This window comes from Spirosoma aureum, assembly GCF_011604685.1.
Lineage (GTDB): Bacteria > Bacteroidota > Bacteroidia > Cytophagales > Spirosomataceae > Spirosoma > Spirosoma aureum.
On sequence record NZ_CP050063.1, the window covers coordinates 2,302,652 to 2,328,930 of the forward strand.

Here is a 26,279-nt window from a genome sequence, read left to right on the forward strand (position 1 = left end):
TTGGCGAGAATCCGTCGGGATGCTGGCTCAAACATTTTCCTTACTTTTACGGCCCTGTTCACCTTTGTGGACAGGGCTTTTTTGCGTTACGTATGAATCAAAAACTTTTTTATTCGCTCCTCTTTGCGGTACTGGGCATTTTACTCTTCGTTCCCTTTTTAGGTGGGGTTCGGCTGTTTGATTGGGACGAAATCAATTTTGCCGAGTGCTCCCGCGAAATGGTTGTGCTGGGCGATTACCTGCGGGTTCACGTTGATTTTAAGCCATTTTACGAGAAACCGCCTTTTTTCTTCTGGTGCCAGTCGCTGATGATGAACCTATTTGGCACCAATGAATTTGCAGCTCGTTTACCGAATGCCATATGTGGTATTATCTCGCTGATTTACCTGTACAATCTCGGCGCTAAACTACACGGCCATCGTTTTGGCCTGATTTGGGCGCTAACCTATCTGGGTTCGGTTACACCCCACCTGTATTTTCGATCGGGTATTATTGATCCGTTTTTTAACCTGTTCATTTTTATTGGGTTAATTAATCTGATTTTTGCCTCCTGGAAGCGGGAAGGTACAGCCAGTAGTATGCTTGTACCCCGCGGTGTTTGGAATTACCTGTTTATCGGCGGGTTTGTGCTGGGAATGGGCATTAACACTAAAGGCCCGGTTGCTTACCTGATCGTGTGCCTGACATTGGGTGTTTACTGGATTCTGAGCCGGTTTCGCTGGTTTATAACGCCCCTGCAATTCCTGTTTTACTCGGTAGCGGCTACGCTGGTTTCTGTGGCCTGGTATGGGTTGGAAACCTTCCTTCATGGTCCGGTTTTCATCACCGAATTTCTGAAGTATAATTTCCGTCTGTTCAGTACGCCAGATGCAGGTCATTCAGGTTTCCCCGGTTATCATTTTGTGATCCTGCTGGTTGGCTGCTTTCCGGCCTCGATTTTCGCGCTACGGGCGTTTGCACCGCTGATGATCGAGCGTAATTACCAGCGTGAATTCCGTAAGTGGATGCTCATTTTGTTTTGGGTTGTGCTGATCCTGTTTAGCATCGTACAGTCTAAAATTGTCCACTATTCGTCCATGTGTTATTTCCCGCTGACCTATATGGCCACTTTGACACTGACGCAATTGGAATCGAATAAAATCCGGTTCAACAACTGGTTGCGGGCTGGGTTGATTGTTATTGGCGGGATATATATTCTGGCTACCATTGGCTTGCCTATTCTGGCTCATCGTATGGATCTGGTACGGGCTGTCGCTGATCAGGATGCCTTTACGCAGGCTAACCTGAACGCAAAAATTAACTGGACAGGCTGGGAGGTAATACCCGGAATCTGGCTGCTTATCGTTCTGTCGCTGAGCCTGATCTGGTTCGATCAACGCCAGACTGACCGGGCAATCGTTGCCTTATTTGGCGGTATGGCCGTATTTATTACACTGACTCTCTGGTTTTTTATCGGTCGGATCGAAGGGATCTCTCAGGATGCGGCTATGCGCTTTTTCGAGAAGGCACAGGGCCAAAACGTGTATGTAAAATCGTATGGCTATCGTAGTTATGGACCGTTCTTTTATACGCAGAAACCCGCCATTACAAACCCCAATTATTACGACGAAGACTGGCTTCTACGTGGTAAAATAGACAAAGACGTTTGGTTTATCAAGAAGAACGTTGAAGAGCACACCGCCCTCGACTCCTTGCCTGACATCAAAAAAACGGGCGAAGAAAATGGATTCGTTTTTTATCTGCGGAAGGCGAAATAAATGGATTTACATTCGATTATCTGATGTGTCTAATCGGTTTATATCAGATACTCGAATGCAAGCACTTATCATAAACAGATTTCTTGTAGGCGGTTTTCGTCCATGACAAATACATTGAAATCGACCTGTCCACGAATACCCTGGACCCATCCGTTCTGGTTGTGTTGCCATAAGTACAGGCGATCAGGGTCATAGGCCCGAAGGTGTTTGGTAGAGTAATCGGCAATCCAGAGCGGGTACTCATCCAGGTTGCCTTTGATATAGCGTTTATAGAGGCTCCCATTCGTATAAATAATAGGGCGGGCCTGATAATGTTCTTCTACGGTTGCCAGCCACAGCCGAAGACCATCGACAATGGCTTCGTCCGATTGGCCGTTCGTAACCTCAAAATCAACAACCGGGGCAAAGTCGCCAGTCGATAGCTCAACGTGTCTAATAAAATTATTGGCTTGTTTGACCGGGTCTCGGGTGGGGTGATAAAAATGATAAGCTCCCCGGCGCAGATTTGATTTTTTTGCCTCACTCCAGTTCTTATCAAAGTGCCTGTCGGTCATTGTGGCTCCTTCTGTTGCTTTAACAAAAACGAATTGAAGCCGAACCCCATCGGCCTCCATCTGTCGGACTCGTTTCCAGTTAATGCGGTCATTATGCCGCGAAACATCAATGCCATGAATGCCATAGCGCATGGGTAGGCGGATGCCGAATGCCCGGACAAAGCGCCAGTCCATGTCGTCCTGCCGAAACGATCGAAAGATCCAGTAGGCGACAAACAACACCATAAACGCCGAAATCCAAAGACCATATCGCCGGAATATGATGTTGACCAGAACGCGTGTTTTCATGCAGAAGACTTACTTTTGGCGCAAAATTACAGCTTTACCGGCGAATGTAACGAACATAAAAAAGGCCCGCTGCAACGTGCAGTGGGCCAGTTATTTCCTGATTGTAAAAAAATCAGTCGTGGCCTTCGAGTTTGACGAGCTTATTATAGAGTCCCAGAATCAGAAACGGGGCTGCCCATTGGCCAACAAACAAACTACGATGTTTAGAACCCTGATATTGTAGAAATAAGGACACTCCCATTGAGCCTAATGCCGCCCAAAGAAAAATATCGGATGGCAATTTGGCGGTCTGTTCTTCAATTGCTTTTGTAACCTGGCCTTCATTATGCTCTGGATTTGAATTCTTTTGCTTAGCCATAACGTTGAAAAGTTTAGTTGATAACGAGACCTTAACCCATTGATAAAAGCCTTTGTTCAGTCTTTGCATTATTTGCCTGATGTCGTTAGGCACCGGTTAAAATGGGCGTTAAATAAAAGCCGGTCCGCCAATACAGCATCTATATAGATATCGTATTGGTAGCCCGGCTTTTATTGATCTTAAAAAAGATTACTTATTCGGCTGGGGTGTAGTGCGAAGGTATGGCTTCACAAACGTCACACCTTTCGGAAATTTAGCCTCCAGCTGGTCGTTCGTTACGGCTGGTGTCACGATAACATCATCGCCTTGCTGCCAATCGGCAGGGGTAGCCACCTGATAGTCAGCCGTTAGTTGCAACGAGTCGATGACGCGTAACAACTCATTGAAATTCCGGCCAGTTGAAGCTGGATAGGTCAGCGTTAGCTTGATTTTTTTGTCGGGGCCGATGACAAACACCGAACGCACAGTTGCTTTTTCGCTGGCGTTTGGATGAATCATATCGTAGAGGGTTGCTACAGTCCGATCGGGATCGGCAATAATTGGGAAGTTTACCTCTGATCCCGTGACATCCTTAATATCGGGCGTCCAGCGGTTGTGCGAATCCAGATCATCGACCGACACGGCGATAACCTTCACATTGCGCTTTCCGAACTCATCTTTCAGAAGAGCAGTTCTTCCTAGCTCAGTTGTGCAGACAGGCGTAAAATCAGCCGGATGTGAGAAAAGCATTCCCCACGAATTGCCCAGCCATTCGTGAAAATGGATGTGACCCTGGGTAGTATCGGCTTCAAAATCGGGGGCGATGTCTCCTAAACGAAGTGACATAATTGAAATGGGTTTTGTTGATTAATTCGATATACTTAATCTAGTAAAAGCAAAATGGAAAAACCGGCTTTTCAGACCGGTTTCACGGAGCAAACGTAGAAAAGATTTTCCAGGTTCGCAATGAGATTTGACTAAAAGGTTAGTGGGGTAAATTGCTCGCCAGAGGCTGCAAAAAAAACACTTCCTTGTCAATCTACTAATTAGATAAGCTTTTCTTCAACGGCAATCCGGACCAGTTCGGCTGCATTGCGAACCTGTAAACGGCGCATCATATTGGCCCGGTGGTTATCGACGGTACGAACACTAAGTTGAAGACGTTCCGCAATCTCACGACTGCTCATGCCATCAACCAGAAATTGTAATATTTCTTTTTCTTTGTTCGACAGGCGCGAGGGTTGAACCTCACGACCTTGCTTACTTCCTTTCTTCAACTGCTGCATGTAGCCGCTCAGAATAATGGAGGCCACCGGCGAACTGTAATATTTTTCCCCCGCTGCGATCATGCGTATTGCTTTAATCATTTCATCGGAGGACGAATCTTTAAGGATGTAGCCATAGGCTCCAGCTTCTACCGAACGCAGGATATAATCTTCATTATTGTGCATCGATAGCATCAATACCCGCACACCTTTGTATAATCGGCTGATAACCTGCGTTGTCTGGATACCCGACATGCCAGGCAGCGAAATATCCATCAGTACCAGATCCGGCTGATGAGTCTTCAGTTTTTCGAGAGCCTCTTCACCATCATTGGCTTCATCGATAATTTCCAAGCCTTCGGCTTGTTCCAGCAAAAGCCGAATCCCATCGCGGACGATCGAATGATCGTCTACCAGCATTAATTTAATTGACGTCATAGTGAGCGGATTGCATCTTATACGGAATACTAACTTGAACTTTGGTGCCTTTACCGGGCACCGAACTGATTTTTAACTTACCATTAAGCAATTTGGCACGTTCCTGCATATTATGTAGCCCCTGTGAAGGAGCGCGATCATTTTTAGCTGGCTGCGAGAGCTTTGAACGCTGGCTTTCTGGTCGAAATCCCCGGCCGTTGTCCGTGACAATCAGGTGAACATAATTTTGTCGTTCAATTAATTCAATATGGATTTGCGAGGGATGAGCATGACGAACAGCATTGCTCAGGGCTTCCTGTGTAATCCGATACAGCATAATTTCAACGTTTTTATCTAAACGAGGATCGTCGGTAGTAAGGTTCGATTCAAACGTTACATCTACGGTATCACTACGATCATTTTCGGCCAGCATTTTAATAGCGGGGATAATGCCAAAGTCGCTTAAGACACTGGGCATTAAGTTATTAGATATAGTGCGTGTCTCCTGAATCGTTTGCGTAACTAACTTTTTGAGGTTACTGATACTTTTAGAGCGAACCATAAATTCTGTTGTTTCAGACCCGATCGACGAACGCTTTAGACCAGCTTCCAGACCTTCAATTTGAAGTTTGATTGCAGTCAGCATCTGGCCAAGCCCGTCGTGCAGGTCCCGCGACAGTCGTTTCCGCTCGTCTTCCTGCCCGGCCATCAGGTAGGAGGTACGCAATTTCTGCTCATCGATTTCCTGCTGATACTGCAACCGGGTGGCCTCAAACAATTTCTGTCTCGTTTCACTCAGCGATTTATTAACGCTCAATAGCTGTTTATTGGCAATACTTGCCTGTCGTTCAGCTTCAATGAGCTGCGCAATGGTCTGCTTTAGCCGACGTGTAGCCGGTCGGAAAATTAATAAGCCAATCCCCAGCAAAACCATTATAGATACCAGATATAAGTAGAGTTCAATGGACTCAAGCCTGCTGAGCTGATTCCGTAACTCGCTCGTATGCTGGCGTACTATGGTGTCGATTTCCTCCAGAAACGGCTTTTCATTGGCCAGGAGTAATTTCAGGCTAGCCTGTGTATCTGGACTCGTTACATCTTCGGGGCGCTTCAGCCGGATCAGATACCCAATGCTACGCTGAAAAGCGGAAAATTCCGGACGGATACTATCGTATAGCCGCTGAACCGTGTTAGAGTTAGGAATCAGCACATTATGAGCAATTACCTGCCCTTCCCGACTTTGAAGATGATAGCGCTCAAAAGTGCTGAATACATGGCTTAATTCTGTAAGGTTCTGATTAAAATTATCGCGCTCATTAATGTCAGTTACCTGAAGTGCCTGTTTGACAATCTGCTGACTTTGGTGACGTTGCAGGGCCGTGTATCGGATAATCCATAGTTCATCCTGTACAGTGCTAAGCCGCCACTGAGTAAGAATCTGGCCACCTGTAAGCAGAATGGCCAGTATAATAAATAAAGTTACGTACAGGCGTGTGAACCGAAATGGAATTGCCTGATCGTTTTTTGTGTTATCGCTGAGTAGTTCGGACACGGTCAGTTAGATCGAAGCCAAATGATTGAGTAAATGTAGTAAATTTCGTAGTTTTACCTCACACTTGTCCCATACTGTGCCCAACGCCATGAATCGCCTACTCGTTGCTCTGCTATTCGCCAGTTTTATTGCATTTTCTTTCCGGCCTCTGGAGCCACTAAGCTCAGGCCGTAGAACCAATTCAACGGCCATTTCGGCAACTGCCGAACCGGTTAAATTGTCGTGGGAGGTTTTGCGCGACGTCACTTTCAAAAAGAAGTGGTATGCGGAAGAATCCGTCTATATGCTATATCCAACGTTTGGGCAGGGCATTCAGAAACTGAACGGAAAAACGGTTGAATTAACTGGATATGTACTGCCAGTGGATCTGGAATCAAATCTGTATGTATTGTCGGCCTTTCCATACAGTGCCTGTTTTTTTTGCGGAGGAGCCGGGCCGGAGTCGGTTGTATCCTTGAAATTCAAGAAAAATGGTAAAAAGTTTAAAACCGATGAGCGCCGTACTTTTCATGGAACACTCAAACTGAACGCTGATAATATTTACGAGCTCAATTATATCCTGGCTGATGCTGAGATGATCGAGCAGTAAGGAAAATAGAATGAACTAAAAAGCCAGCAAATCAGAAATTTGCTGGCTTTTTAGTTTGCCGTCTGTTGTTCCAGGTAGCCAATAAATGATTAATAAGGGTAAATTATACGCTTCATGTTTGACCAGTAGAAACTATTTAGACGGTCGAGTTAGCACCTAATTACAAGTAATTAAACGGCCTGTGTTTATACAATTCGATCGAATCAGCCCCAAACGTTGGGAAGCATTTAGGATTAAGCATATAATTAAGTCAGTCGATCCAGAAAGAATTCTATATTTCGAACTCTAAAAAATGCCTTGATTTTAGCATTGAACGAAAATACATCGCTCTCCACAAGTCGGAACTTAACCAATCGAACTGCACCGGCCTAATAAACGAAAAAAGCACTTACCATTTCTGACAAGTGCTTGATTTTCAGTGGCGGTCCGGACGGGGCTCGAACCCGCGACCCCCTGCGTGACAGGCAGGTATTCTAACCAACTGAACTACCGAACCAATTTTGATTTTTCGGTCAACGCTGCCGTTTTCCTTAATCGTGGCACAAAAGTAGACGCTTTTGATGGTATGTACAAGAGGTGGGCCAAAAAAAAATGAGATCCATGACTGATCCGTGTGGACATCCCTTGGAAATCAGTCTGTTTACCACAAAAAAAAATAATGCCGGGCTACACTTCTAATTATTTAACGTGCCGATTTAGGTTTTGCTAACCGCACCTGCTATCTTTCTACTAGAAACCGTTCCTCTCCAATACGATGCTTACATCGGAATCATACTCAGAATTGGTGAATAAGGTATATAACCGGTCTCGACAGGAGGGAAATCGATCGTATCCTGTTGCCTGTTTCGAGATTTTTATGCTTGAACAGGCACAACAGCGGGCTAGCCGTAAAGAAGTCCAGTTGTTTCGGCAACTTGGAGAGATATTTGACTGGAATATGCCTCGTCGACAACGGAATACTTATGTCAAAAAACTACAATCCGGTTTTACACTCATACTGACCGATCTTTCCAAGACGATTCTTTGGACAAGCTGCAATTTTTTGACGATGACCGGATACTCACACGCGGAAGCAGTGGGCAAGACGCCCAGAATTTTACAGGGTCCCGAAACAGACCCTGCCACGTTGTTGCGTGTACATGAATCACTCAAACGGGCAGACTCCGTAAAAGCCGATCTTTTGAACTATCGTAAGGGCGGTGAATCCTATTTGTGCCGGGTGGAAATCGATCCACTCTACGATAGCCACGGTGAATTGACTCACTTTCTGGCCGTAGAGAGTGAAGTGAAAGAAAGTTTATAGCCATCTTCCCGGTTTAATAGCCAACTTAATGTCGCTTATGCGCAGTGGTTTTATCTGGATTGCGGATGGACCAAGACTACTAATGCTGGGCTGACAATCAGGGAGGAGTTGCCAATCTGTCTGGAGTTTTTTTGTGCAGTAAACCTGCTTATTCTATATAATATACGCCGTTTACGAAGCTTTATGTATTTTCGTAAACCTTTGGCCGCCGATTTGCAGTTATATCCTCACACGACACTGCGTATGAAACGGTTTTTGCTTGTACTTCGATGGAGCCTGTTGGCTATCCTGGTTCTCGCTCTTGGAACATTATTAGCGGCCTGGTTTATAGATTTTCGGCAAACTGATCAGGAATTGGCCGATGAATTCAAGGGGCAACGCGTGCGGCCTACGGTGCACCATTATCGGATAAAAGACGGCAACAATCAACCCCGGACGATCCGATTCATGGAAACGCCCGCACTTTCGGGTGATTCGGCCCTTCCGGTGGTCCTGTTTGTGCATGGTGCGCCCAGTTCACTTTCCTTTTTCAATGAATTTTTCAAGGATACGGCCTTATTGAACCGCGCTCAATTGGTGGCTGTTGATCGGCCCGGCTATGGCTACTCCGATTTTGGGCGTGTAGAAACATCGGTTGTGCGGCAGGCGCAGTTTTTACAGCCACTCATTAATCGATATAAGAATGCACCTTACTTAATGGTAGTTGGGTCGTCGTATGGAGGGTCTGTGTCGGCGCGATTGGCCATGAATAATCCTGAAGAAGTTAATCATGTAGTGTTTGTGTCGTCGGCGCTGGGGCCTGGACTGGAGCGGACCTACCCGATAAGCCATTGGGTGGATACACCGTTGCTCCGCTGGGGTATTCCAACATTGTTGCGTCTGGCTAATGACGAAAAATTAGCCCACCGGAAGGCATTAGAAGCAATTTTGCCCGATTGGCCTAAAATCAGAGCGAAAATCACGATGCTTCATGGTCAGCGCGACGACTTGGTTTATCCGACTAATGTATCATTCGCGCAACAACATCTCATTAATGCTCGGGTTAAGCAGTTTTTACTGCCTGAAAATCGGCATGATATCGTATTTAATAAGCGTGAGTATATGACCGACATTCTTCTCGACATTCTGACTCAGCGTGCGAATAAAGATGTTGGGAAGCCTAATCAGATGGCTATAAAGCGAGAAAAATCAGCCAAAGGCCTCTATTCATCAGTACTTATTCATTAGGCCGTTATTTCAATCCGGTTTAATTCCGGGTCAAATACAACGCTTTCATAATAGCCGTCGCCCGTTCGACGGGGTTCGCCTACTATAGAGTATCCATCGGCTCGTAATCGTTCGGTCAATGCATCGACGGCTGCTTCGCTACCAACGGATATGGCAAAATGGGTGAGGCCTATAAATTGAGCGAATGCATTATTAAGCGTCTCCGGAATACCGGGCATCTGCATGATCTCCAGCCGCGGGCCACCCTCGGGAAATGTCAGAAAATAAGACGAAAACCCTTTCGTTACATTGCTGTATTTTTCGTTGGAAACGACGTCAAAATACGTTTCATAAAAGTGTCGCATCTGCTCCAGATTACGAACCCAAATTGCCAGGTGTTCAATGTGCATGGAGCAAAGATGAACGATTTTCCTGAATCACCCAATAAGTGTCTCCAGCTACTTAACCTACGAAAATAGGGGATGGAAGTAACGTATCGATTAGCTACCGAGAATGATCTGGTAGAAATTATCAGGATGCTCTCCGATGATAAATTAGGCGCATTACGGGAAAACTTTCAATTGCCATTGCCAGGTGCGTATCGGCAGGCATTTAACATTATTGCCGATGATCCGCATCAGGAGCTAACTGTGGTTGAGGTCAACGCCGAAATTGTCGCTACCTTTCAACTAAGTTTCATTCAGTACCTGACCTATCAGGGTGGTATAAGAGCACAGATTGAAGCCGTTCGGGTAAAATCGAACTACCGCGGAAAGGGAATTGGGAAAAAGATTTTTCAGTATGCCATTCAACGGGCCAGGTCAAAAGGCGCTCATCTGCTTCAGCTAACTACCGATAAAAAGCGTCCGGAAGCCAAACGGTTTTACGAATCACTGGGTTTTATTGATTCCCATGAGGGAATGAAACTTCATTTGAGATAAAAAGATAGCCTCATTTCTGTACCTATCTTAGGACTTTTGCTGTAAAGCGTGCCACGGTTACTATTGATGAGCAAATAAACCGTGGCACGCTTTACAGCAAAAGTCCTATATCAATTTGAATACAGATTGCCTTTGCTTTTGTATTCCCTTATATAATCTCTTGGCGACATGCCTGTGGTTTTTCTGAAAACCCGATTGAAATTGGTTGCGCTGTTAAAGCCCGTTGAATAGGCTATGGTAGATATGCCATCATGATTACTGTTAATGATCTTTTTACAGGCCTCGCTGATACGTATTTCGTTTAGAAAAGAATTGTACGTTTTTCTGGTATGTTTTTTGAAATATTTGCAGAAGGCGTGTGGTGTTATATGAGCTATTTCTGCAATTTTATTTAGTGTAATATTTTCTGCATAGTGTTCCAGTGTATATTGAAAAACCTCATTCATCCTGACTCCTTCTCCTTCAGGGAAATAATTGTTAGATAATCCGGAATCCAATGATTTCCAGCCGCGTACTTCTTTTGAAAAATAATCGAATAAATTGATCAGCGTAAGTAAGCGTTCCAGATTGGACCTGGTTGTCAATCTGCTAATTATTTTACCCACATAATTGGCATGTTCGGATGGAAGCTGGAACCCGTTTTGCGTCGTGTTTAGAAAGCTACTGATTGATTCCATCTCCGGAAGACTGAAAAACTCAGTTGGAATTCGATCCTGATCAAAATAGATATGAATTGCATGAGCATTTATTTTATCAGGATTTGAAAAATGAGATGGATCTGATTTGAAAATATGGGGTTGATTTGCTCCAAGAATGTAAATGTCGCCTGGCTTAAACGCCTGACTATAATTGCCAGCCATAAGCGTGCCTTCACCACGAATAATCATGGTGATCTGTAATTGTTTATGGCGATGATAATAATTATAAAAATTAGGCAGGATGTCTTCATCCACTACTACCGAATCCTCTTTAGGAACCGGGGGTGTAAAGTCCAACACTTTCATAAATAGAGGAGTAAATATTATTTTTCAAAAACTAAATTACATTATTCACAGCTCGACGCGTTTGCTGGTAAATAACTCATTAACCAATACTTATCCTGGCAAGTACAGCCCGCAAGATAATACTATGAATTTTATTGACTGAACCAAATTAGCAGAAAAATGAAGGTAATTTTTTGTCATCTATCAGAAAAAATATATTACATAAGTATTAGTACTTAGTATTTTTACAGAACTTGCTTTTGTGTCGGGTATTTATATTTAATCGGTATGTCACTATAGTTTACGATAGGTTTCTTTTGATGGTTTGCTATTACGACGATGCTTTGAATGCTTTGTTGGCCGTTTTTATAAATAGGCAATAATTATCCATGTTTAATCGAAAATTGCCGATGCATTTATTGCATTAATTCTATCAATAGCTTTGAAGAAAAATGGTATGAATTTGCAAGCTAAAATTTCTTTTGACGATACTGAGCAAGCCTTTATTTATAAGTCAAATGCCCAGCTAAAAAAAACATATCGACTGTTTCAATTAATGAACCAGTCCTGGTTAGTGAAGGTAGGAACAAGATTGACATTACTTGCCGTTAACTGGAAATTACCAATTAATGGCTTGCTTCGTTCAACGATATTTGAACAATTTGTGGGCGGAGAAACCCTTGAGCAAACTACGGTTATTGTCAACGACTTAAAGAAATATGGTATCAGCCTTATCCTGGATTATGGTGCTGAAGGAAAAGAAAGTGAAAAGGATTTTGAGGAAGCTAAAAATGAATTTATTCGGGTAATTAATCATGCATCGAGCCTTGATAATATTAATTTTATTAGCATCAAATTAACGGCGCTCGCCCGATTTTCACTACTTGAGAAATTAAACCAATTTTCGGCAAGATCGTCTGCTGGTTTTTCGATCGACACAAAACAACTGAATTCGGAAGAGGGGCAGGAGTGGGCAAATGTTGTGCGTCGGGTCGAAGAGATTTGTGAGCTTGCCGTTGAAAAAAAAGTAGGGATTCTTATTGATGCTGAAGAGTCGTGGATACAGAATACGATTGATGCGCTTACCATGCAGGTTATGGAGCGATATAATAAGAAAAAAGCAGTTATATATAATACCATACAACTTTACCGGCACGACCGGCTTGAATTTTTAAAATTCTCTCATCAGTTTGCCTTAAAAAACAAGTTTATTTTAGGCGCCAAAATTGTTCGGGGCGCCTATATGGAAAAGGAGCGCAAACGGGCGAATGCATTGAATGACTCCTCACCAATTCAACGCGATAAATCGGCCAGCGACCAGGATTTTAACGCAGCCATTTCGTACAGTATCCAGCATATTGATACCATCTCGGTTATCATTGCATCTCACAACGAATACAGTGCTCAATTCGCAGTCCGATTACTGGATGAAGCCAATCTGGCCGTTAATCATCCGCACATTCATTTTTCCCAACTCTATGGCATGAGCGATAACATTACATTCAACCTGGCCAAGATTGGGTGTAATGTGAGTAAATACCTGCCGTATGGTCCGATTGAGGATGTAATTCCGTATTTGATGAGAAGGGCACAAGAAAACAGCTCCGTTGCTGGACAAACCAGCAGGGAGCTGTTTTTAATTGAGAAGGAAATAAAGAGGAGAGGTATTTAAGTGTTTTCAGGTTATAGCTTTCAGATTCTGGTTGGCTGACACGGTACTAAGATTAATGCGTCAGCCAACCAGAATCTAGTTAATACTTAGCTGGTTGATTGGGTTTTGGTGTCGACTTTTTGATGAAATCACGAAGGTCATCATTCGACTTGACAAGGTCTTCCTGACGCAGATACATCATGTGACCGCTGCGATACCCTTTCCAGTCCATTCTGCTTTTAAGCTTTCCACTTGGGTCCATTTGCCACATGTTGTACTGAGCACCGAAATAATCGCAGGCACCGTCGTAATAGCCTGATTGTACCAGCAGATGCAGATAGGGGTTCTGAGCCATGGCCTGACGAAGGTTTTCGCCGGTACGGTCCGTATTTTCTGCCGTCCGTGCCCACGGATGAACGGGCCCAAACATGTAGTATTTCAGGTCTGTTTTGTAATTCAGGAACTCCCTGAAATAATAGTTAATGGGAGCCGCAAACGAGTGAAGCCACGACGTAAGTTCTGGCGAATAATCGGGCCGTTCACCAGCATCTTCCCGGTCGATACCCAGATACCGCGAATCTAAACGGCCAATCGTTTGACCTTTATCGCGCAGCAACTCTTTCCAAAAGAAAGAGGTTGGAACCATCAGATTATGTTCCAGAATTACTTTTTCGGATAAACCCGAGTAGCGGGCTACCTTCGCTGCAATCTGTTTTTTCTTATCAGCTTCCAGGAAACCACCTTTGGCCAGTGCCGGAATAAATTCATTAATGGTAAACTGCTCGACTTCGGGCAACATGGCCGTCAGGTCTTTTTGCTGAAGATCGGTTGGGAGCGCTTTGTGAAACCAGGCCGTTGCTGAGTAATAAGGCAACAGATTAGCCGCACCTACTGGTCCTTCCCGGTTGATACCTAAATCGGTTGGCGAAACCAGAATGACTCCATTGAGGTACATCCAGTTGGCATTCTGCAACTCCAGAGCCAGACCCGATACGCGGGTGGTCCCGTAGCTTTCACCAATGAGGTATTTGGGCGAAGGCCAGCGGTTTTTGCGACTCACGAACACGTTGAGCCATTCGGCCAGGTACTTGATATCGGCGTTCACACCAAAGAATTTCGACCGGGGAACGTCTTTGTTAGCCATCCGGGAATAGCCGGTGTTGACGGGGTCAATGTAAACAATATCGGCAACGTCGAGGATCGAGTTCGGATTGTCCTTTATCGTATATGGCTGTAATGGATAACCTTCATTGTCGATATTTAGCAATTTAGGACCCGTATAGGCGAGGTGCATCCAGACTGATGCTGTTCCTGGCCCACCATTGAAGGAAATCACCAGTGGGCGCGTAGTCCGGTCTTTTACATCCGACCGCTCGTAATACGTATAAAACACACCGGCAATGGGTTTACCGTTTTCATCCCAAACCGGCTGCGTACCAACGGTAGCCGTATACGGAACGCGCTGCCCTTTGATGGTAACGGCACTGGAGGTTGTAATGGTTGAGTCCATTGGCAACGTAAGGTCGCCTGGGGCTGGTTTGGCAGAAGGGCCGGAGTTGGGTCTTGCTGCCGGTGCGTCGGCTGGTGGACCTCCCGCTGCTCGTTGACCCTGCCCGCGCTGCCCTTGCGCAAACGATAACGACCCTGTGGTTAGTCCAATGAGCAATAAAATAGCAATCCGTTTCATGTAGTAGCGTACTGGTTAAAGAATGAGTGGTAATTGTTTTGTTGTAAGATGTTAGTTAGTACTTCGCCGGTTGGTTGGGTTTGGGTAATGTTTTCTGGATGAACGTGCGAATGTCGTCGGTCGAGGTTGCCATGTCTTCATCCCGCAGATACATCATGTGGCCGCTCCGGTAGCCTTTCCAGTCCAGGCGGTTCTTTAGTTTACCACTCGGATCAATGTGCCACATGTTGAATTTCGCGTTGAAATAATCCGTAGCGCCATCAAAATAACCCGACTGGATCATGACATGCAGGTACGGATTCTGGGCCATGGCCTGCCGCAGATTTTCGCCCGTACGGTCTGCATTAGCGCCATCGCGATCCCAGGGACGGGTTTGCCCGGCGATGTAATATTTCAGATCCGTTTTGTAGTTGAGGTGCTGGCGCAGGTAATAGTTGATAGCCGGCGTAAAGGAGTGTTGCCAGGAGGTATATTCGGCGGCATAGTCGGGACGATCACCAGCGGTTTCCCGGTCGATACCCAGATACCGCGAATCCAAACGTCCGATCTGGTAGCCTTTATCCCGCAATAGCTCTTTCCAGTAAAAAGTAGAGGGAACGATCAGATTATGTTCCAGAATCACTTTTTCCGATAGACCCGAGTAGCGAGCCATTTTGGCGGCAATCTGTTTCTTTTTTTCTGGCTCCAGAAACCCTCCTCGCGTAATGGCCGGAACCAGTTCATTGATGGTAAACTGCTCGACCTCAGGCAGGATATCGTTCAAATCTTTTTTCTGAAGATCAGCAGAAAGTACTTTATGATACCAGGCCGTTGCCGAATAGTAAGGTAGCAGGTTGGCAGCCTCAATCGGGCCTCCCCGCTCAATACCCAGATCGGTTGGCGAAACCAGAATGACTCCATTGAGGTACATCCAGTTGGCATTCTGTAACTCCAGAGCCAGACCCGATACGCGGGTGGTCCCGTAGCTTTCACCAATGAGGTATTTGGGCGAAGGCCAGCGGTTTTTGCGACTCACGAACACGTTGAGCCATTCGGCCAGGTACTTGATATCGGCGTTTACACCAAAGAACTTCGACTTGGGTATCGAGTCATTAATTGCCCGTGAAAAACCGGTATTAACGGGCTCAACATACACGATATCGGCGACATCCAGAATTGAATTTGGGTTGTCTCTAACGCCATATGGTTGCATTGGGTAGCCTTCACTATCCGTCATTACGCGCTTGGGTCCTGTGTAACCAATGTGCATCCAGCAGGATGCGGCCCCAGGTCCACCGTTAAACGAAATGAACAGTGGGCGGGTCGTCTTATCAGAAACGTCTGACCGCTCATAGTATACGTAAAACAGGGAGGCAATTGGCTTTCCATTTTCGTCCCATACGGGTTGCGTTCCGGCCGTCGCTTTGTAGGGAACAACTTTTCCTTTAATCGTAACCTGATCGTTGGTAACTACGTCGGCATCGAGTTTCAGCGAACGGGATTGTGCAAATGAAAAAGTAAGGGTAACGAGGTAAATAAGGAATAGGGTAATCGGTTGTTTCATGGGCTTACAGTCATTGTGGTTTTGTTATCTTTCTATAAACCAGCGATTTCTCCCGGTTTAATGTCGAGTTGGTTGGCAGCTGCCAGTAGGCCCTTCAGTTCAGCCTGTTTTCCTGCCTGCTTATACAGACTAGCCAGCCCGACGTAACTGTCGAGGTTATAGGGATTGTATTCCAGCGATTTTTTGAAATTCGTTATGGCGTCATCCGATTTGCCATTCAGTGCCTGAATGTGCCCATTCGACTGGAATGCTGCCGATTGATAAATCAATGTCCCTTTCGATGGCAGGCTGGTGAAAAGGGCTTCGGCTTCGGGTACCCGTTTCGCCAGCGCAAACAGACGGACCAATCGCTGTTTATCGATAGCCGTAAGCTCGGCTTTCTCGGCTTTCACCTTATCCAGATAGTAGGTGAGTGAATCCTGTTTATTCAGTTTTGCATAACTTTCTGCGATGCGTAAATCAAAGTCGGTACGCCCGTTTTTGCCCGCTTCCAGTATCCGCTGAACCTGCTTCATGGTTTCGATACACTCTTGGTAGCGTCCGTTAGTCAGTAATGCATCGGCGTATAAGCCACGTAATTCATAGTTCTGCGGTCGTTGCAAGACCAGTTTTTTGAGCACATCGAGCTGATCGGCATAGCCTAACATACCCCGTTGGGCTGCGGCAAACGCTTTCGCATCGTCGCGCCGGTCGCGCAGGTAGGTCGACACATCGGGTCCGTTGGCGGCATAGTCTTCTGCCGCTTTGATCGCCTGACTGATACGACCGTTCTGGAAATACATATCCCGTAACTGGATAGCAACGGAGGCCCGCGTCTGAAAATCTTTCTCCAGATCCAATGCTTTCTGCAACCAGCCAGCCTGCGTTTTAATTAACTCATCCCGGCTTTTGTCAGGAGTGTATTTCGCTTCTTCAAGCTGCGAATAGGCCGCATAAACAGGAGCATAGCCGGGATCGATCGTTTCGGCGGATTTGATGTAACTAAGCGCCTTCTCGAAATCCTTCTGTTGTTGTTTGAGTCGGGCGTAGGCCAGGTAAGCAGGCTGGTATTTGTTATCGTAGACTAAGGCCGTATCGAGGTACTTAGCCGCAGCTACCGAATCTGACTTGATTACTTTGTTGCTCAGATTAATGTAAACCTGCGCCCAGTTAGAGGCCATAACAGCCTTGTTGCCGTTTAGATACGCGCGTTCTTTTTTGACCAAAGCGTCCAGAAACTTATACATTTCCGGATCTTTAGCTTTCAGTTCCGCGGTTATATTCATCGACTTGAAGTCCAGCGGATGCACTTTCATCGACTCAAAATAAGCGGGGTATGTCTGCGCAAAATATTCAGATTCGTTATTCTGCGAATAATAATCCAGCGTGAGCTTGTTTTTCATAGCATGATAATACCGCTCACGAATTTGCCGATTTTCGGCATCGGTGAGCACTCGCCCATGAAACAGGTGGACGTATTCATGCAACACCACGTTCCGCTCCTCATAAGCACCCCGTTCTACGTATTCGATGGCTGCGGCTCCGCTACCTACACCCCGAATGTCCATCCATTGCCGGTTATCGAACGTAGTCGTGAACCGAAAATAAGGAGATCGCATGGCGATGGCCAGGTCAATATGGAGCGGTGGCACCACAAACGCATTGCCCTGTTTCGAGAGGAAAGGGAAATACACAACGCTGGTATACATCTGATTCCAGACCATTGCCTTGGCGCGGTTGCCCGAATAGTAACTCAGATCAGGAAATACGTTCGCGAAGTTTTCCGGATCGTTAATTTTTGTGGTTTTGAGTACGTTCGTGATCGAATCATAGGTCATCAGATACGGTATTCGCTTCGATTTGATGACCGCCGACAATCCATTGTGAGCCGGACCATAATGCTTTTTTCGATCCAGAATGGTCGTAAATATCTGCTGGGCCGAGTCCAGATTGGCCTTGCGATTCGGACTGTCGAAATCGCTGTAGTAAATAGACGCCCGGTGCATGGCGGGCAGTACCGACGATGGGTATTGCTGCTCAACCTGACGCGTAATGGCTACGGCGTCGGCAAGCCGGTTGGCCCGGAACAACTTATCGACTTCTTTTAACTTCTCCCGAATTTCTTTCTCGTCCTTATCCGAGTAATCGGCATAGGTAAGGTTGGTATGGCCATTTCCCCAATGCCAGTGTGTCTGAAAATGAAGCGGATTAATAGCGAGCGCCAGTTGCCACTGAGCCGCCATGTCGTTCAATTGCGTGGCATCGATCCGTCGCCAGATGGCATAGCCATAACTGAAGCGGGCATCGGCATTCAACGGGTCGAGCGTTAGGGACTTCACGAGCGGAGCTTCTGCCTGTTCGGGGTGTTGATCCCAGAAATAAACATTGGCTTCGAGCAGGTAAGCTGCGGCCAGTTTAGGGTTCTTATTCTGAAGTTTCTTCGCAACGGCCAGCGCTTCAGGGTATTTCTTTTGGAGCAACAGTGCCCGACCCAGCACCACCGACGTTTCTTCGTCATTTGGGTTACTGGTAAGAAGCGCCTTGCATTGCTTCTCGGCGTTCTGCAAGTCCCAGGCTTCAATAGCCAGTAGTGCCTTCGACCGTTTTGCCCAGCTATTGTTTTTATCGAATGCCAGCGCGCTTTTTACGTCTTTTTCAGCCTGTTGAAAATCGTTCGTTAGCCAGTGATATTCCGCCCAAAGAAGCGATTTCTCAGCGTTACTTAAGCCTTCCCCTGTTTTGAGGGCATCCGTTGCTTCCTGCCAGAGGCCAAGGTCGAGCATCCGTTTGAGTAGTGCGGCTCTACCGGTAGTGCTTTGCCGAAGCTGACTGCGCACCGACGTTCGGGTCTGCTCCAAAAGGGTTTGTGCTGCTTTGGTATCGCCAGCCTGTTGGGCTGATAAGTTGCCCGCAACGCACAGGAAGAGTATAGGCAGAAAATAGAATTTCAGCATGGCGTACTGGTCAAAGGGAATAGGTTATAAATAGTCCGACGTTCGACTGTTGAAGTTACTTTTAAGAGGTTATTGATGAAGTATAATTGAAACGGCGAAACTTCGGGTGCCAAACGTCGGACTATTTATTAATTACTTGCGCGTATCCCAGAATACCCGTTCAAGCATCGTGCTTTTCTGTTTGGCATTTGGGTTATTGCTTATTTCAGACTGAGCATAGAACAGTGACCGCGGCACTTCATCGTAGATGGCAAACGGCGTTTTGAAAGGCGTTAAAGCCGGATAACCCGTTCTGCGGTAGTCAGTCCACGGTTCGACCAGTACGGCGTGGTTAGCCACATATTTCTCGTTAATGATTTGCTGGAGCATTTGCTGAGGAGTTCCTTTCAGCGTTCCGTTAGCAGTCAGGTACGTAGTAACATCGGCTGCCGGTACGGCGGCATCAGTCATCGACGCCCGAATCCCGGCTTCGAAAAAGCTCTGTGCACTGCCAGGAGCGCTGTATAAGAGTGCCGCTTCGGCCCGAATGAAATTGTACTCAGCAAACGTAAGTAACCGAGCCGGACTGTTACCACTAAACGTAATCGCGCCATCTTTCAAACTGCCATTGGCGTTGACCAGCGCCTGGTTCGGCGCTGAGGGCGTACCGTATACGTATTGATAGCTCCGCGAGTAGTTTGCCGATGGGTCGGGATCGAGTGCACTCGCGCCCTTATAGGTGGCAGGGCTGGAGTTGAACGGAAATGGAATGAAGTAGGATGCCCGACGGGGATCATTCTTCGAATTCATCAAATCCACAATAAAGCGATGCGGGAAAAACTGGTTTTTGAACTGACCGTTTTCCATGCTGTAGAGCGGATTCTGACGTTGCGATTCCGACAGAAAAAGCATCTGAAAATTGTCTGCATTACTAGCCATAAATTTAGCGCCACTATTGATCAGCGCCGTAATTTGTGCCGACGTAAAGGCAGGATCTTTTGCCGAATAATGCAGGAAGATGCGCAGTTTCAGGGTATTGGCAAACTGAATCCACTTGGTTTGCGAAGCGGCCCAGGTAGCACCACTGTAAATCGTGCTGTTGACGTTGGGCGACATGGTCGACGTGGTTGCACTGACGTCTTTAATGCCATCGTCGAGCAAACGAATCAGATCTTTATAGATCGCTTCGTCATCGTCAAACTTAGGATAGAAGTTGGCGCTATGACGACCAGCTTCTGAGTAGGGCGTATCGCCCCAGCTGTCGACAACGATCTGATAGACATAGGCTTTCAGGATCTTGCCTACCCCGGCATAGTGTGGGCTATTTTCGGTTGTTGCCTGTGCGATCATTAATTCCAGATCGCTCACAATGGTCGAAAAGATCGTGCTCCACTGACCGTTTACATCCGAATTGTTGATGTTATACCGCTCATATTCTTTAAAGGTAGCAAAACCCGTATTAGGCCCCTGTCCGCTGAATTGCTGCATCAGCAGCGTAGAGTAGCGCAACAGATCGCTGGCACCCATGTAGCCGATGTTTACCGTAACGGATGGCAACAATTGAGAGACTTGTACGCCCTTAATGTTGTTTGGATCATCGTTTACATCCAGAAACGTACTGCAAGAGCTAAAGGCCAATCCAGTGGCAAGTACCGTTGTATAGAGTAACTTCTTCATGATGTCAATTTTTTGTGGGTTAGTCACGGTTAAAACGTCGCTCTCAGGCTGCCACCAATAGTCCGTGCAGTAGGCGTGATACCAAATTCAAGACCGCGTGCATTGCTGACCCCTAACAGGTTTTGTTCAGGATCGAGGTCTGGATAATTAGGCGCATAGATGAACAGGTTGCGACCATAAACCGACAATTGTAAGCCTTTAATAAAATTCGACTTGCCCAGTATTGATGCGGGTAATTTGTAGGTAAGGTTGGCTTCGCGTAATTTCAGATACGTAGCATCCAGTACATACCCTTCCCAGGCTACATACTTGCCTTGCAGACTGAAGTATTGCTGGGCCGTTACACCAATCGTGTTCTTCGTGCCATCGTCCAGAACACCATCGAATACATACGGCTTATTGGCGGTGCCATCGGCATTGAATCGGGGATATTTAGCAGTTTCTTCCGAAACACCGTTGATGCGCAAATCACCAATGGTCCGCGAGAGCTGATCGCCTTTGTATTTGTAATCAAACAGGAACGAAAGGCTGAAACCCTTGTAATTGAAGGTATTGCTGAAGCCCATCGTGAACTTCGGATTCGGATTGCCAACTGCCTGAACGTTGGTGGTTGGTTTTGGCAATCCATTGCTGCCAATGATCATTTGCCCCTGTGCGTTCCGCTGATAGGCATTTGACCAGATTTGCCCGTATGGCTGACCGGGAACCAACTGAATGTTGGGCGATGTAAAGCCACCGATCGAGATATTGGCTACACCGGGTGCCAGCTCTTCAACAATTGATCTGAAGCTGGTAAAGTTGAGGGAGCTTTCCCAACTGAAGTTTTCCTTTTCGATAATATTGCCGGTAACCAGCAATTCAATTCCTTTGGTCGAAAGCTTACCCGCGTTGGTAGCCAGACTCGTGAAACCTGACGTCGAAGGAACCGGAACAGAGAAAATCAGATTCCGGCTATCCCGACGGTAAACCGATCCATCAATGCTGAGTCGTCCATTGAAAAAGGCCAGTTCAGCACCCAATTCGATTTCACGCGTAAATTCTGGTGTCAGGTTTGGATTCCCTGTGCTGTTGTTATACGTGTATCCGGCCAGACCATTGAACGGGAAGTTAACGGCAGTTGAGCCAAGGCCATCTGATGCACTGGCTTTTCCGTAATACGTATTGATTACGTAAGGCGTCGCGCCTTTACCAACTTCACCGACGTTAGCCCGAATTTTGGCCGACGACAGGAACTTGGATTTGATGGAAGGAAAGGCCTCGGTTGGTACAAAACTTACGGCAACCGCCGGATAGAAAATAGACTGATTGCCCGGCGACAGGGTCGAAGCAAAGTCATTCCGCGCCTTTGCATTCACCGACAGCCAGGTTTTGTAGTCGAAAACAACGTCACCAAAAAAGCCGACCGTCCGCTGTTGCGTAATAGCCGATGTTGGGTTAAACGTCAAAAAGTTTTTAACGTTATCGAATCCGGCCACAACGATACCTAAACCAATATCCTGAATGAAACTGTTGTAGTTGGAAATGATTTCATTCCCAACGGTAGCTGTCAGGTGCAGGTCGCTGGTGAGTTTCCGGTTCGCCGTTACGGTTAAGTACGAATTGAGGTTCCGGGTTATTTCTGAGCGATCTAAAACACCACCTGCGCCAGCCGAAGAGGTGTTGGCATTACTCCGAACGCCTTTGTCATCGAACCCTTTGGTTACGTAAGTGAATACGTCACTACCCACCTTCAGATCAGCCTGTAACCAATCCGTAATATCATATTTCAGGTTGATGTTGCCGTAAAACCGGTTTACTTCCTGATGGTTTTTAACGTGGTTAATGGCCCAGTAAGGCTGATCTTCTGCCGCAAACCAAAGCTGATTGCCTGCCGCATCCTGCGAAGGCATATTGGTTAAATCATAACTACGTGGCGTATAAATACCCCGCCATAATGGGTTAGAACCCTGATTACCCGATTGGGTGCGGTCAGAAACGTTATTGGTATACGTAAAGGCAGTCGCTATTCTGAACTTATTGGTCAGTTGTGTACCGGCATTAACGGTCAGGTTGTTTCGGCTTAATTTATTGTTCGGAATAAGCGCCGTTTCGTAGGCATTTCCATACGATACCCGGTAATCATATTTATCACTGGCACCCGAAAAACTAAGGTCGTTCTGCGACGAGATCGAGTTTTGCAGAATATCCCGGACATTGTCTGGATACGCGGTCAAGGTTTCCTGATTGCCAAACCAGTTCGTTACGGTTTGTCCCTGAATGAGCGGCCCCCAGGAACCAGCTACGTTGTTGGCATACGTTCCATTGCTGCCCTGTGCATATTGATTCTGGAATTTGGGAAAACGGCTAATCGTTCCAACCGCGGTATTGGTCGAGAAGGAAATCTGCTTGTTCGTCCCTTTTTTGCCCCTCTTGGTCGTAATCAGAATAACGCCCGATGCGGCTCTTGACCCATACAGTACGGTAGCTGCTGCTCCCTTCAGGACGCTGATGCTCTCAATATCCTGTGGGTTTATGTCGGAGATCCGACTGGAGTTGACAACCCCCGTATTGACCGAATTACTGCCGTTCGATGCCGCACTACCGTTGGAGTTATCGAGCGGAACACCATTGACGACGTACAGCGGTTGGTTACTCCCTGTAAATGTCGAAAAACCCCGTATCGTTACGTTAGAACCCGCAAAGCCACCGCCTGCTCCGGTTACCTGCACCCCGGCAACTTTACCAGCCAGTGAGTTGGTCACGTCGGTGGTGGGGGATTTGGTGATCTGTTCGGCTTTTACTTCACTGACGCCGTAGCCCAGCGTTTTTCTGTCGCGTGCTATACCAAATGAAGTGACTACAACTTCGCTCAACTGCTGAGCGTCCGCTTCTAAAGAAACAGTCAAGGTAGAGCGACCATTTAATTTGATCTCCTGGGCAATGTAGCCGATATAACTCACAACCAGCGTGGCATCGTCGGGTACATTGATGCGGAATTTGCCATTCGCATCGGTAATCGTACCAACATTGGGGCTACCTTTTAACAAAACAGAAGCACCAGGTAGTGGTGTGCCATCATCTTTGAAGGTGACAGTACCCGTCACTTCAACATCGGCTGGTTTAGGAAAAGAAGATACGGTTCCTGCAAGTCCGCTGCTTTCTGTCAATAGACAAAAACAGGCGGCAAGTAGTACCATGAAGCCTCGCATTGTAGTTAGAGATTGTTTCATATATGTGGGCGCGATTGTTAATTGAGTAATGTGTTAAACAGAGGATGATGAGCCATACCTGAAAGTTTAAGCATTTTTGGTAGTCATAATTTTTAGATCCAATTACTTTTCCGCAGCAGAAGTCATGCTTTTTCGTATGAAACCTCCAAATGATCCACCATCGGCAGGTTTCTAAGCCTTGAATCATTTCAAAATTTATGAGGGTGTAGGTCATTCAGATCAGGCTGAATGATGGTAAAACCAATGCTATGTTTGATTGACCACAGTCCATCTGGCATGGTTTATCAGTAAAGTAAATAAAAAGAGCAGATACGTTTTTAGACGCTAAACGGGATAGTGGCGTTTCGACTAATATTTATGTACGAAAGGATAATTTTTGTTAAAACTCAGAATTTAAAACTAAAAATGTGAGCACTGAGGGAATATAATAGTTGAACTTGTTGGGCATACGTTAATTTTCTTCGTACCTCTATAACTGGTGTCTTTACAAAAATTATCAAGGATAGATTGCTCAGGCAAAAGGCTGAATAATGGCATATATCATTGGTAATCAATTGGTTGTGTTGCATAGGTTCGCTCTGCTGGAACATACAGTTAATCAGAGGACTAGTGCCGGGAACCAGAAAACAGCATCACCGAGCCAGCGGTATCGTTCGTTTCTGAGAAAATAAGCGGGATAACGCTGTATGCCATATAATGTCAAACTCATCAGCGCTAACATGATTGCCGACCGTTGGGCAAAGCGATCGTTTGTAACGAAGCATAGGGTCAGACCCGTGGCAATGATGGCAAATGTCAGCCAGCGAAGGAGGGTGTCACTTCGTTCTTCCCCCCATTCTGTGGCCAGCGAGAATTCGCGTTTGCCAGACTGTTCGCGCTTTTCCATGATGGCGAACAGCAGCAGGTTTTGAAACGCAATACCGAGAAACATCAGAAATTCGGCAATTTCGATCCCACTGACACGTGGGCGCTGAACCCATACACTGCCCCACACACCCGCCGAATAGAGTATAGCCACCAAGGGCTCTTTCAACAACAGCGCCGGGTGTCGTGACGGGAGCCTAAACACTGCACCAATGTAGGCCGCACAAATACCTCCTAAAACAAGGCCGAACTTAATAACACTGCCTGGTAGAAAAAAGGCCAGTATAAACGCCAGTGCAGCTGCTGCCATCACGACCCGCCAGAGCAATGGTGCGTAGTGTCGATGAAATCGATGCCGGGCGGTAGCGGGTCCAGAAGGCTTCCGGATATCCAGGAGCCGGTCGACGGTATAAATAATGAAAACAACCAGAGCCAGAACCAGGGGTGTAGCCCAGTGTATCGGTGTTACATCCGATAGCCGGGCTGCCATACGATTCGACAACACGGCCCCAAATACGACCGGTAAACTCAGGTAATAAGCGTTGCGTAAAGGTGTAAGCAAAGGACTCAATGAACAGGTAACAATAGGCAATAAACTTGGGTAAACCCCATAGGTTTTGAAACCCTATGTGATTTAGGTAATGGGCAGAGCCAGCCAGGGCTCCTGACGACTTATCACATTAACCAACTGCCCAACGCGAAGCGTACCTAGCGGCCGATCTCCCTTTGAGGCTGCCAGAACGTTCTGACCGAACAGAATTTTGTGATTCCACTGTCGATAGGTAGCCAGTGTTCGGAGAGGTTCTTTACCTTTTTGCCCCGTTGCAGGGTCAATCGTAGTCAGAACACAGCGGGCACAGGGTTTTACGCCATACAGATCAATTCCGTCGATCTGGAAATGATTCCAGGCGTCTTCTTCGTTCGGTAAGCTTCCGGTTACAACAATATTGGGTCGAAACCGGAGCATCTCAAGCACCTGAGGTTGCCCATTCTCATGGACGGGTAAGCGTCGATTAAGTTCGTCGAGCGAGGCTTCACCAATGAGCAGATACGGATAGCCATCGGCAAAGCTAACCGCATCATCTTGGCGGGCGTATTTCAGATCAACGGCCCGGTAGGTGGTATCGGGCATAAAAACCAGTCGGCTTGGTACGCCCAGTGCCGCCGTGAACCACTGATCAGCCTGGTCGCTGACCGTAACCGCCGGTACATCGTGGCTATCCCAGATGGTAACCAACATCGTCTCCCGTGATTCTGGCAAATCGGTCGATTCGTCTGGCACGACCAGCGGCAGTTCCAGCACATCGCCGGGGCGGTGGCGATGCCAGACGCGTAACCGAGCGCCATCAATGGCTACGTCGATCAGGGCCATCTGCTGATTGGCGCGTTGGGTCATAAACTGTCCATCGGGCGAAACCAACATAAAACGCCGATCGTATTGAAGGCCTTTTGCTTCAATGACCGCTTCGTTTACAGAAATACCCCCGAGTGATTTTATGGGATAAATGTGGAGTTCGGAAATTGTGACCATGTTCGGAATTGTT

General features: G+C 46.5%; 20 protein-coding genes and 1 tRNA gene. 6 read left to right on the forward strand and 15 right to left on the reverse strand.

Annotated features, from left to right (window positions below; all coding sequences use genetic code 11):
* Positions 1-92: 92 nt before the first annotated feature.
* Entirely contained in the window at positions 93-1,757 is a 1,665-nt protein-coding gene (locus tag G8759_RS09215; protein ID WP_167207245.1) for an ArnT family glycosyltransferase, read from the forward strand.
* Positions 1,758-1,825: 68 nt separating this feature from the next.
* On the opposite strand, the gene G8759_RS09220 is transcribed toward G8759_RS09215, so the two are convergent.
* From G8759_RS09220 to G8759_RS09240, 5 genes are all read right to left on the reverse strand, one after another.
* Positions 1,826-2,599: a glycoside hydrolase family 25 protein gene (locus tag G8759_RS09220; RefSeq protein ID WP_197933112.1), complete on the reverse strand. Its 774-nt coding sequence runs from the start codon at positions 2,597-2,599 to the stop codon at positions 1,826-1,828.
* Between the two features lie 112 nt (positions 2,600-2,711).
* Positions 2,712-2,957 carry a hypothetical protein gene (locus G8759_RS09225; protein WP_167207247.1) on the reverse strand — a complete coding sequence of 82 codons (246 nt, stop codon included), beginning with the start codon at positions 2,955-2,957 and terminating at the stop codon, positions 2,712-2,714.
* Between the two features lie 189 nt (positions 2,958-3,146).
* On the reverse strand, positions 3,147-3,782 hold the full coding sequence (locus G8759_RS09230) for a peroxiredoxin (protein WP_167207249.1): 636 nt from the start codon (positions 3,780-3,782) through the stop codon (positions 3,147-3,149).
* A 200-nt stretch (positions 3,783-3,982) separates the two neighbouring features.
* The gene (locus G8759_RS09235) at positions 3,983-4,621 is read right to left on the reverse strand and encodes a response regulator transcription factor (RefSeq protein ID WP_162391556.1); all 639 of its coding nucleotides are present in this window, start codon (positions 4,619-4,621) and stop codon (positions 3,983-3,985) included.
* Positions 4,622-4,625: 4 nt separating this feature from the next.
* Positions 4,626-6,170 (reverse strand): sensor histidine kinase, encoded by a 1,545-nt coding sequence (locus tag G8759_RS09240; RefSeq protein ID WP_167207251.1) that lies wholly within the window; start codon positions 6,168-6,170, stop codon positions 4,626-4,628.
* Positions 6,171-6,258: 88 nt separating this feature from the next.
* Between G8759_RS09240 and G8759_RS09245 the strand changes: the two genes are divergently transcribed.
* The gene (locus G8759_RS09245; protein ID WP_167207253.1) at positions 6,259-6,759 is read left to right on the forward strand and encodes a DUF3299 domain-containing protein; all 501 of its coding nucleotides are present in this window, start codon (positions 6,259-6,261) and stop codon (positions 6,757-6,759) included.
* A 419-nt stretch (positions 6,760-7,178) separates the two neighbouring features.
* On the opposite strand, the gene G8759_RS09250 is transcribed toward G8759_RS09245, so the two are convergent.
* A tRNA-Asp gene (locus G8759_RS09250) sits at positions 7,179-7,255 on the reverse strand.
* A gap of 258 nt (positions 7,256-7,513) precedes the next feature.
* Between G8759_RS09250 and G8759_RS09255 the strand changes: the two genes are divergently transcribed.
* The gene (locus tag G8759_RS09255; protein WP_167207255.1) at positions 7,514-8,062 is read left to right on the forward strand and encodes a PAS domain-containing protein; all 549 of its coding nucleotides are present in this window, start codon (positions 7,514-7,516) and stop codon (positions 8,060-8,062) included.
* Positions 8,063-8,305: 243 nt separating this feature from the next.
* Complete coding sequence (locus G8759_RS09260; protein ID WP_167207257.1) at positions 8,306-9,289, forward strand: alpha/beta fold hydrolase; 984 nt, start codon at positions 8,306-8,308, stop codon at positions 9,287-9,289.
* Here G8759_RS09260 and G8759_RS09265 read toward each other — a convergent pair.
* A complete protein-coding gene (locus G8759_RS09265; protein ID WP_167207259.1) occupies positions 9,286-9,678 on the reverse strand; it encodes a VOC family protein in 393 nt (130 codons plus the stop codon). The two genes, G8759_RS09260 and G8759_RS09265, sit on opposite strands and share 4 nt — an antisense overlap.
* Positions 9,679-9,750: 72 nt before the next feature.
* Between G8759_RS09265 and G8759_RS09270 the strand changes: the two genes are divergently transcribed.
* Positions 9,751-10,209: a GNAT family N-acetyltransferase gene (locus tag G8759_RS09270; RefSeq protein ID WP_167207261.1), complete on the forward strand. Its 459-nt coding sequence runs from the start codon at positions 9,751-9,753 to the stop codon at positions 10,207-10,209.
* A 110-nt stretch (positions 10,210-10,319) separates the two neighbouring features.
* Here G8759_RS09270 and G8759_RS09275 read toward each other — a convergent pair whose 3' ends face one another.
* A complete protein-coding gene (locus tag G8759_RS09275) occupies positions 10,320-11,207 on the reverse strand; it encodes an AraC family transcriptional regulator (protein WP_167207263.1) in 888 nt (295 codons plus the stop codon).
* A gap of 427 nt (positions 11,208-11,634) precedes the next feature.
* Between G8759_RS09275 and G8759_RS09280 the strand changes: the two genes are divergently transcribed.
* Complete coding sequence (locus G8759_RS09280) at positions 11,635-12,864, forward strand: proline dehydrogenase family protein (RefSeq protein WP_197933113.1); 1,230 nt, start codon at positions 11,635-11,637, stop codon at positions 12,862-12,864.
* A gap of 79 nt (positions 12,865-12,943) precedes the next feature.
* On the opposite strand, the gene G8759_RS09285 is transcribed toward G8759_RS09280, so the two are convergent.
* The 7 genes from G8759_RS09285 to G8759_RS09315 form a co-directional block, all read right to left on the reverse strand.
* Complete coding sequence (locus tag G8759_RS09285) at positions 12,944-14,530, reverse strand: S10 family peptidase (protein ID WP_167207265.1); 1,587 nt, start codon at positions 14,528-14,530, stop codon at positions 12,944-12,946.
* 55 nt (positions 14,531-14,585) lie between these two features.
* Positions 14,586-16,073 carry a S10 family peptidase gene (locus G8759_RS09290; protein WP_167207267.1) on the reverse strand — a complete coding sequence of 496 codons (1,488 nt, stop codon included), beginning with the start codon at positions 16,071-16,073 and terminating at the stop codon, positions 14,586-14,588.
* Between the two features lie 32 nt (positions 16,074-16,105).
* Positions 16,106-19,006 carry a tetratricopeptide repeat protein gene (locus G8759_RS09295; protein WP_167207269.1) on the reverse strand — a complete coding sequence of 967 codons (2,901 nt, stop codon included), beginning with the start codon at positions 19,004-19,006 and terminating at the stop codon, positions 16,106-16,108.
* A gap of 132 nt (positions 19,007-19,138) precedes the next feature.
* On the reverse strand, positions 19,139-20,662 hold the full coding sequence (locus G8759_RS09300) for a SusD/RagB family nutrient-binding outer membrane lipoprotein (protein WP_167207271.1): 1,524 nt from the start codon (positions 20,660-20,662) through the stop codon (positions 19,139-19,141).
* A gap of 29 nt (positions 20,663-20,691) precedes the next feature.
* Entirely contained in the window at positions 20,692-23,871 is a 3,180-nt protein-coding gene (locus tag G8759_RS09305) for a SusC/RagA family TonB-linked outer membrane protein (RefSeq protein ID WP_167207273.1), read from the reverse strand.
* 598 nt (positions 23,872-24,469) lie between these two features.
* On the reverse strand, positions 24,470-25,297 hold the full coding sequence (locus G8759_RS09310) for a hypothetical protein (RefSeq protein WP_167207275.1): 828 nt from the start codon (positions 25,295-25,297) through the stop codon (positions 24,470-24,472).
* Between the two features lie 72 nt (positions 25,298-25,369).
* The gene (locus G8759_RS09315) at positions 25,370-26,266 is read right to left on the reverse strand and encodes an MOSC domain-containing protein (protein WP_167207277.1); all 897 of its coding nucleotides are present in this window, start codon (positions 26,264-26,266) and stop codon (positions 25,370-25,372) included.
* Between the last annotated feature and the right edge of the window lie 13 nt (positions 26,267-26,279).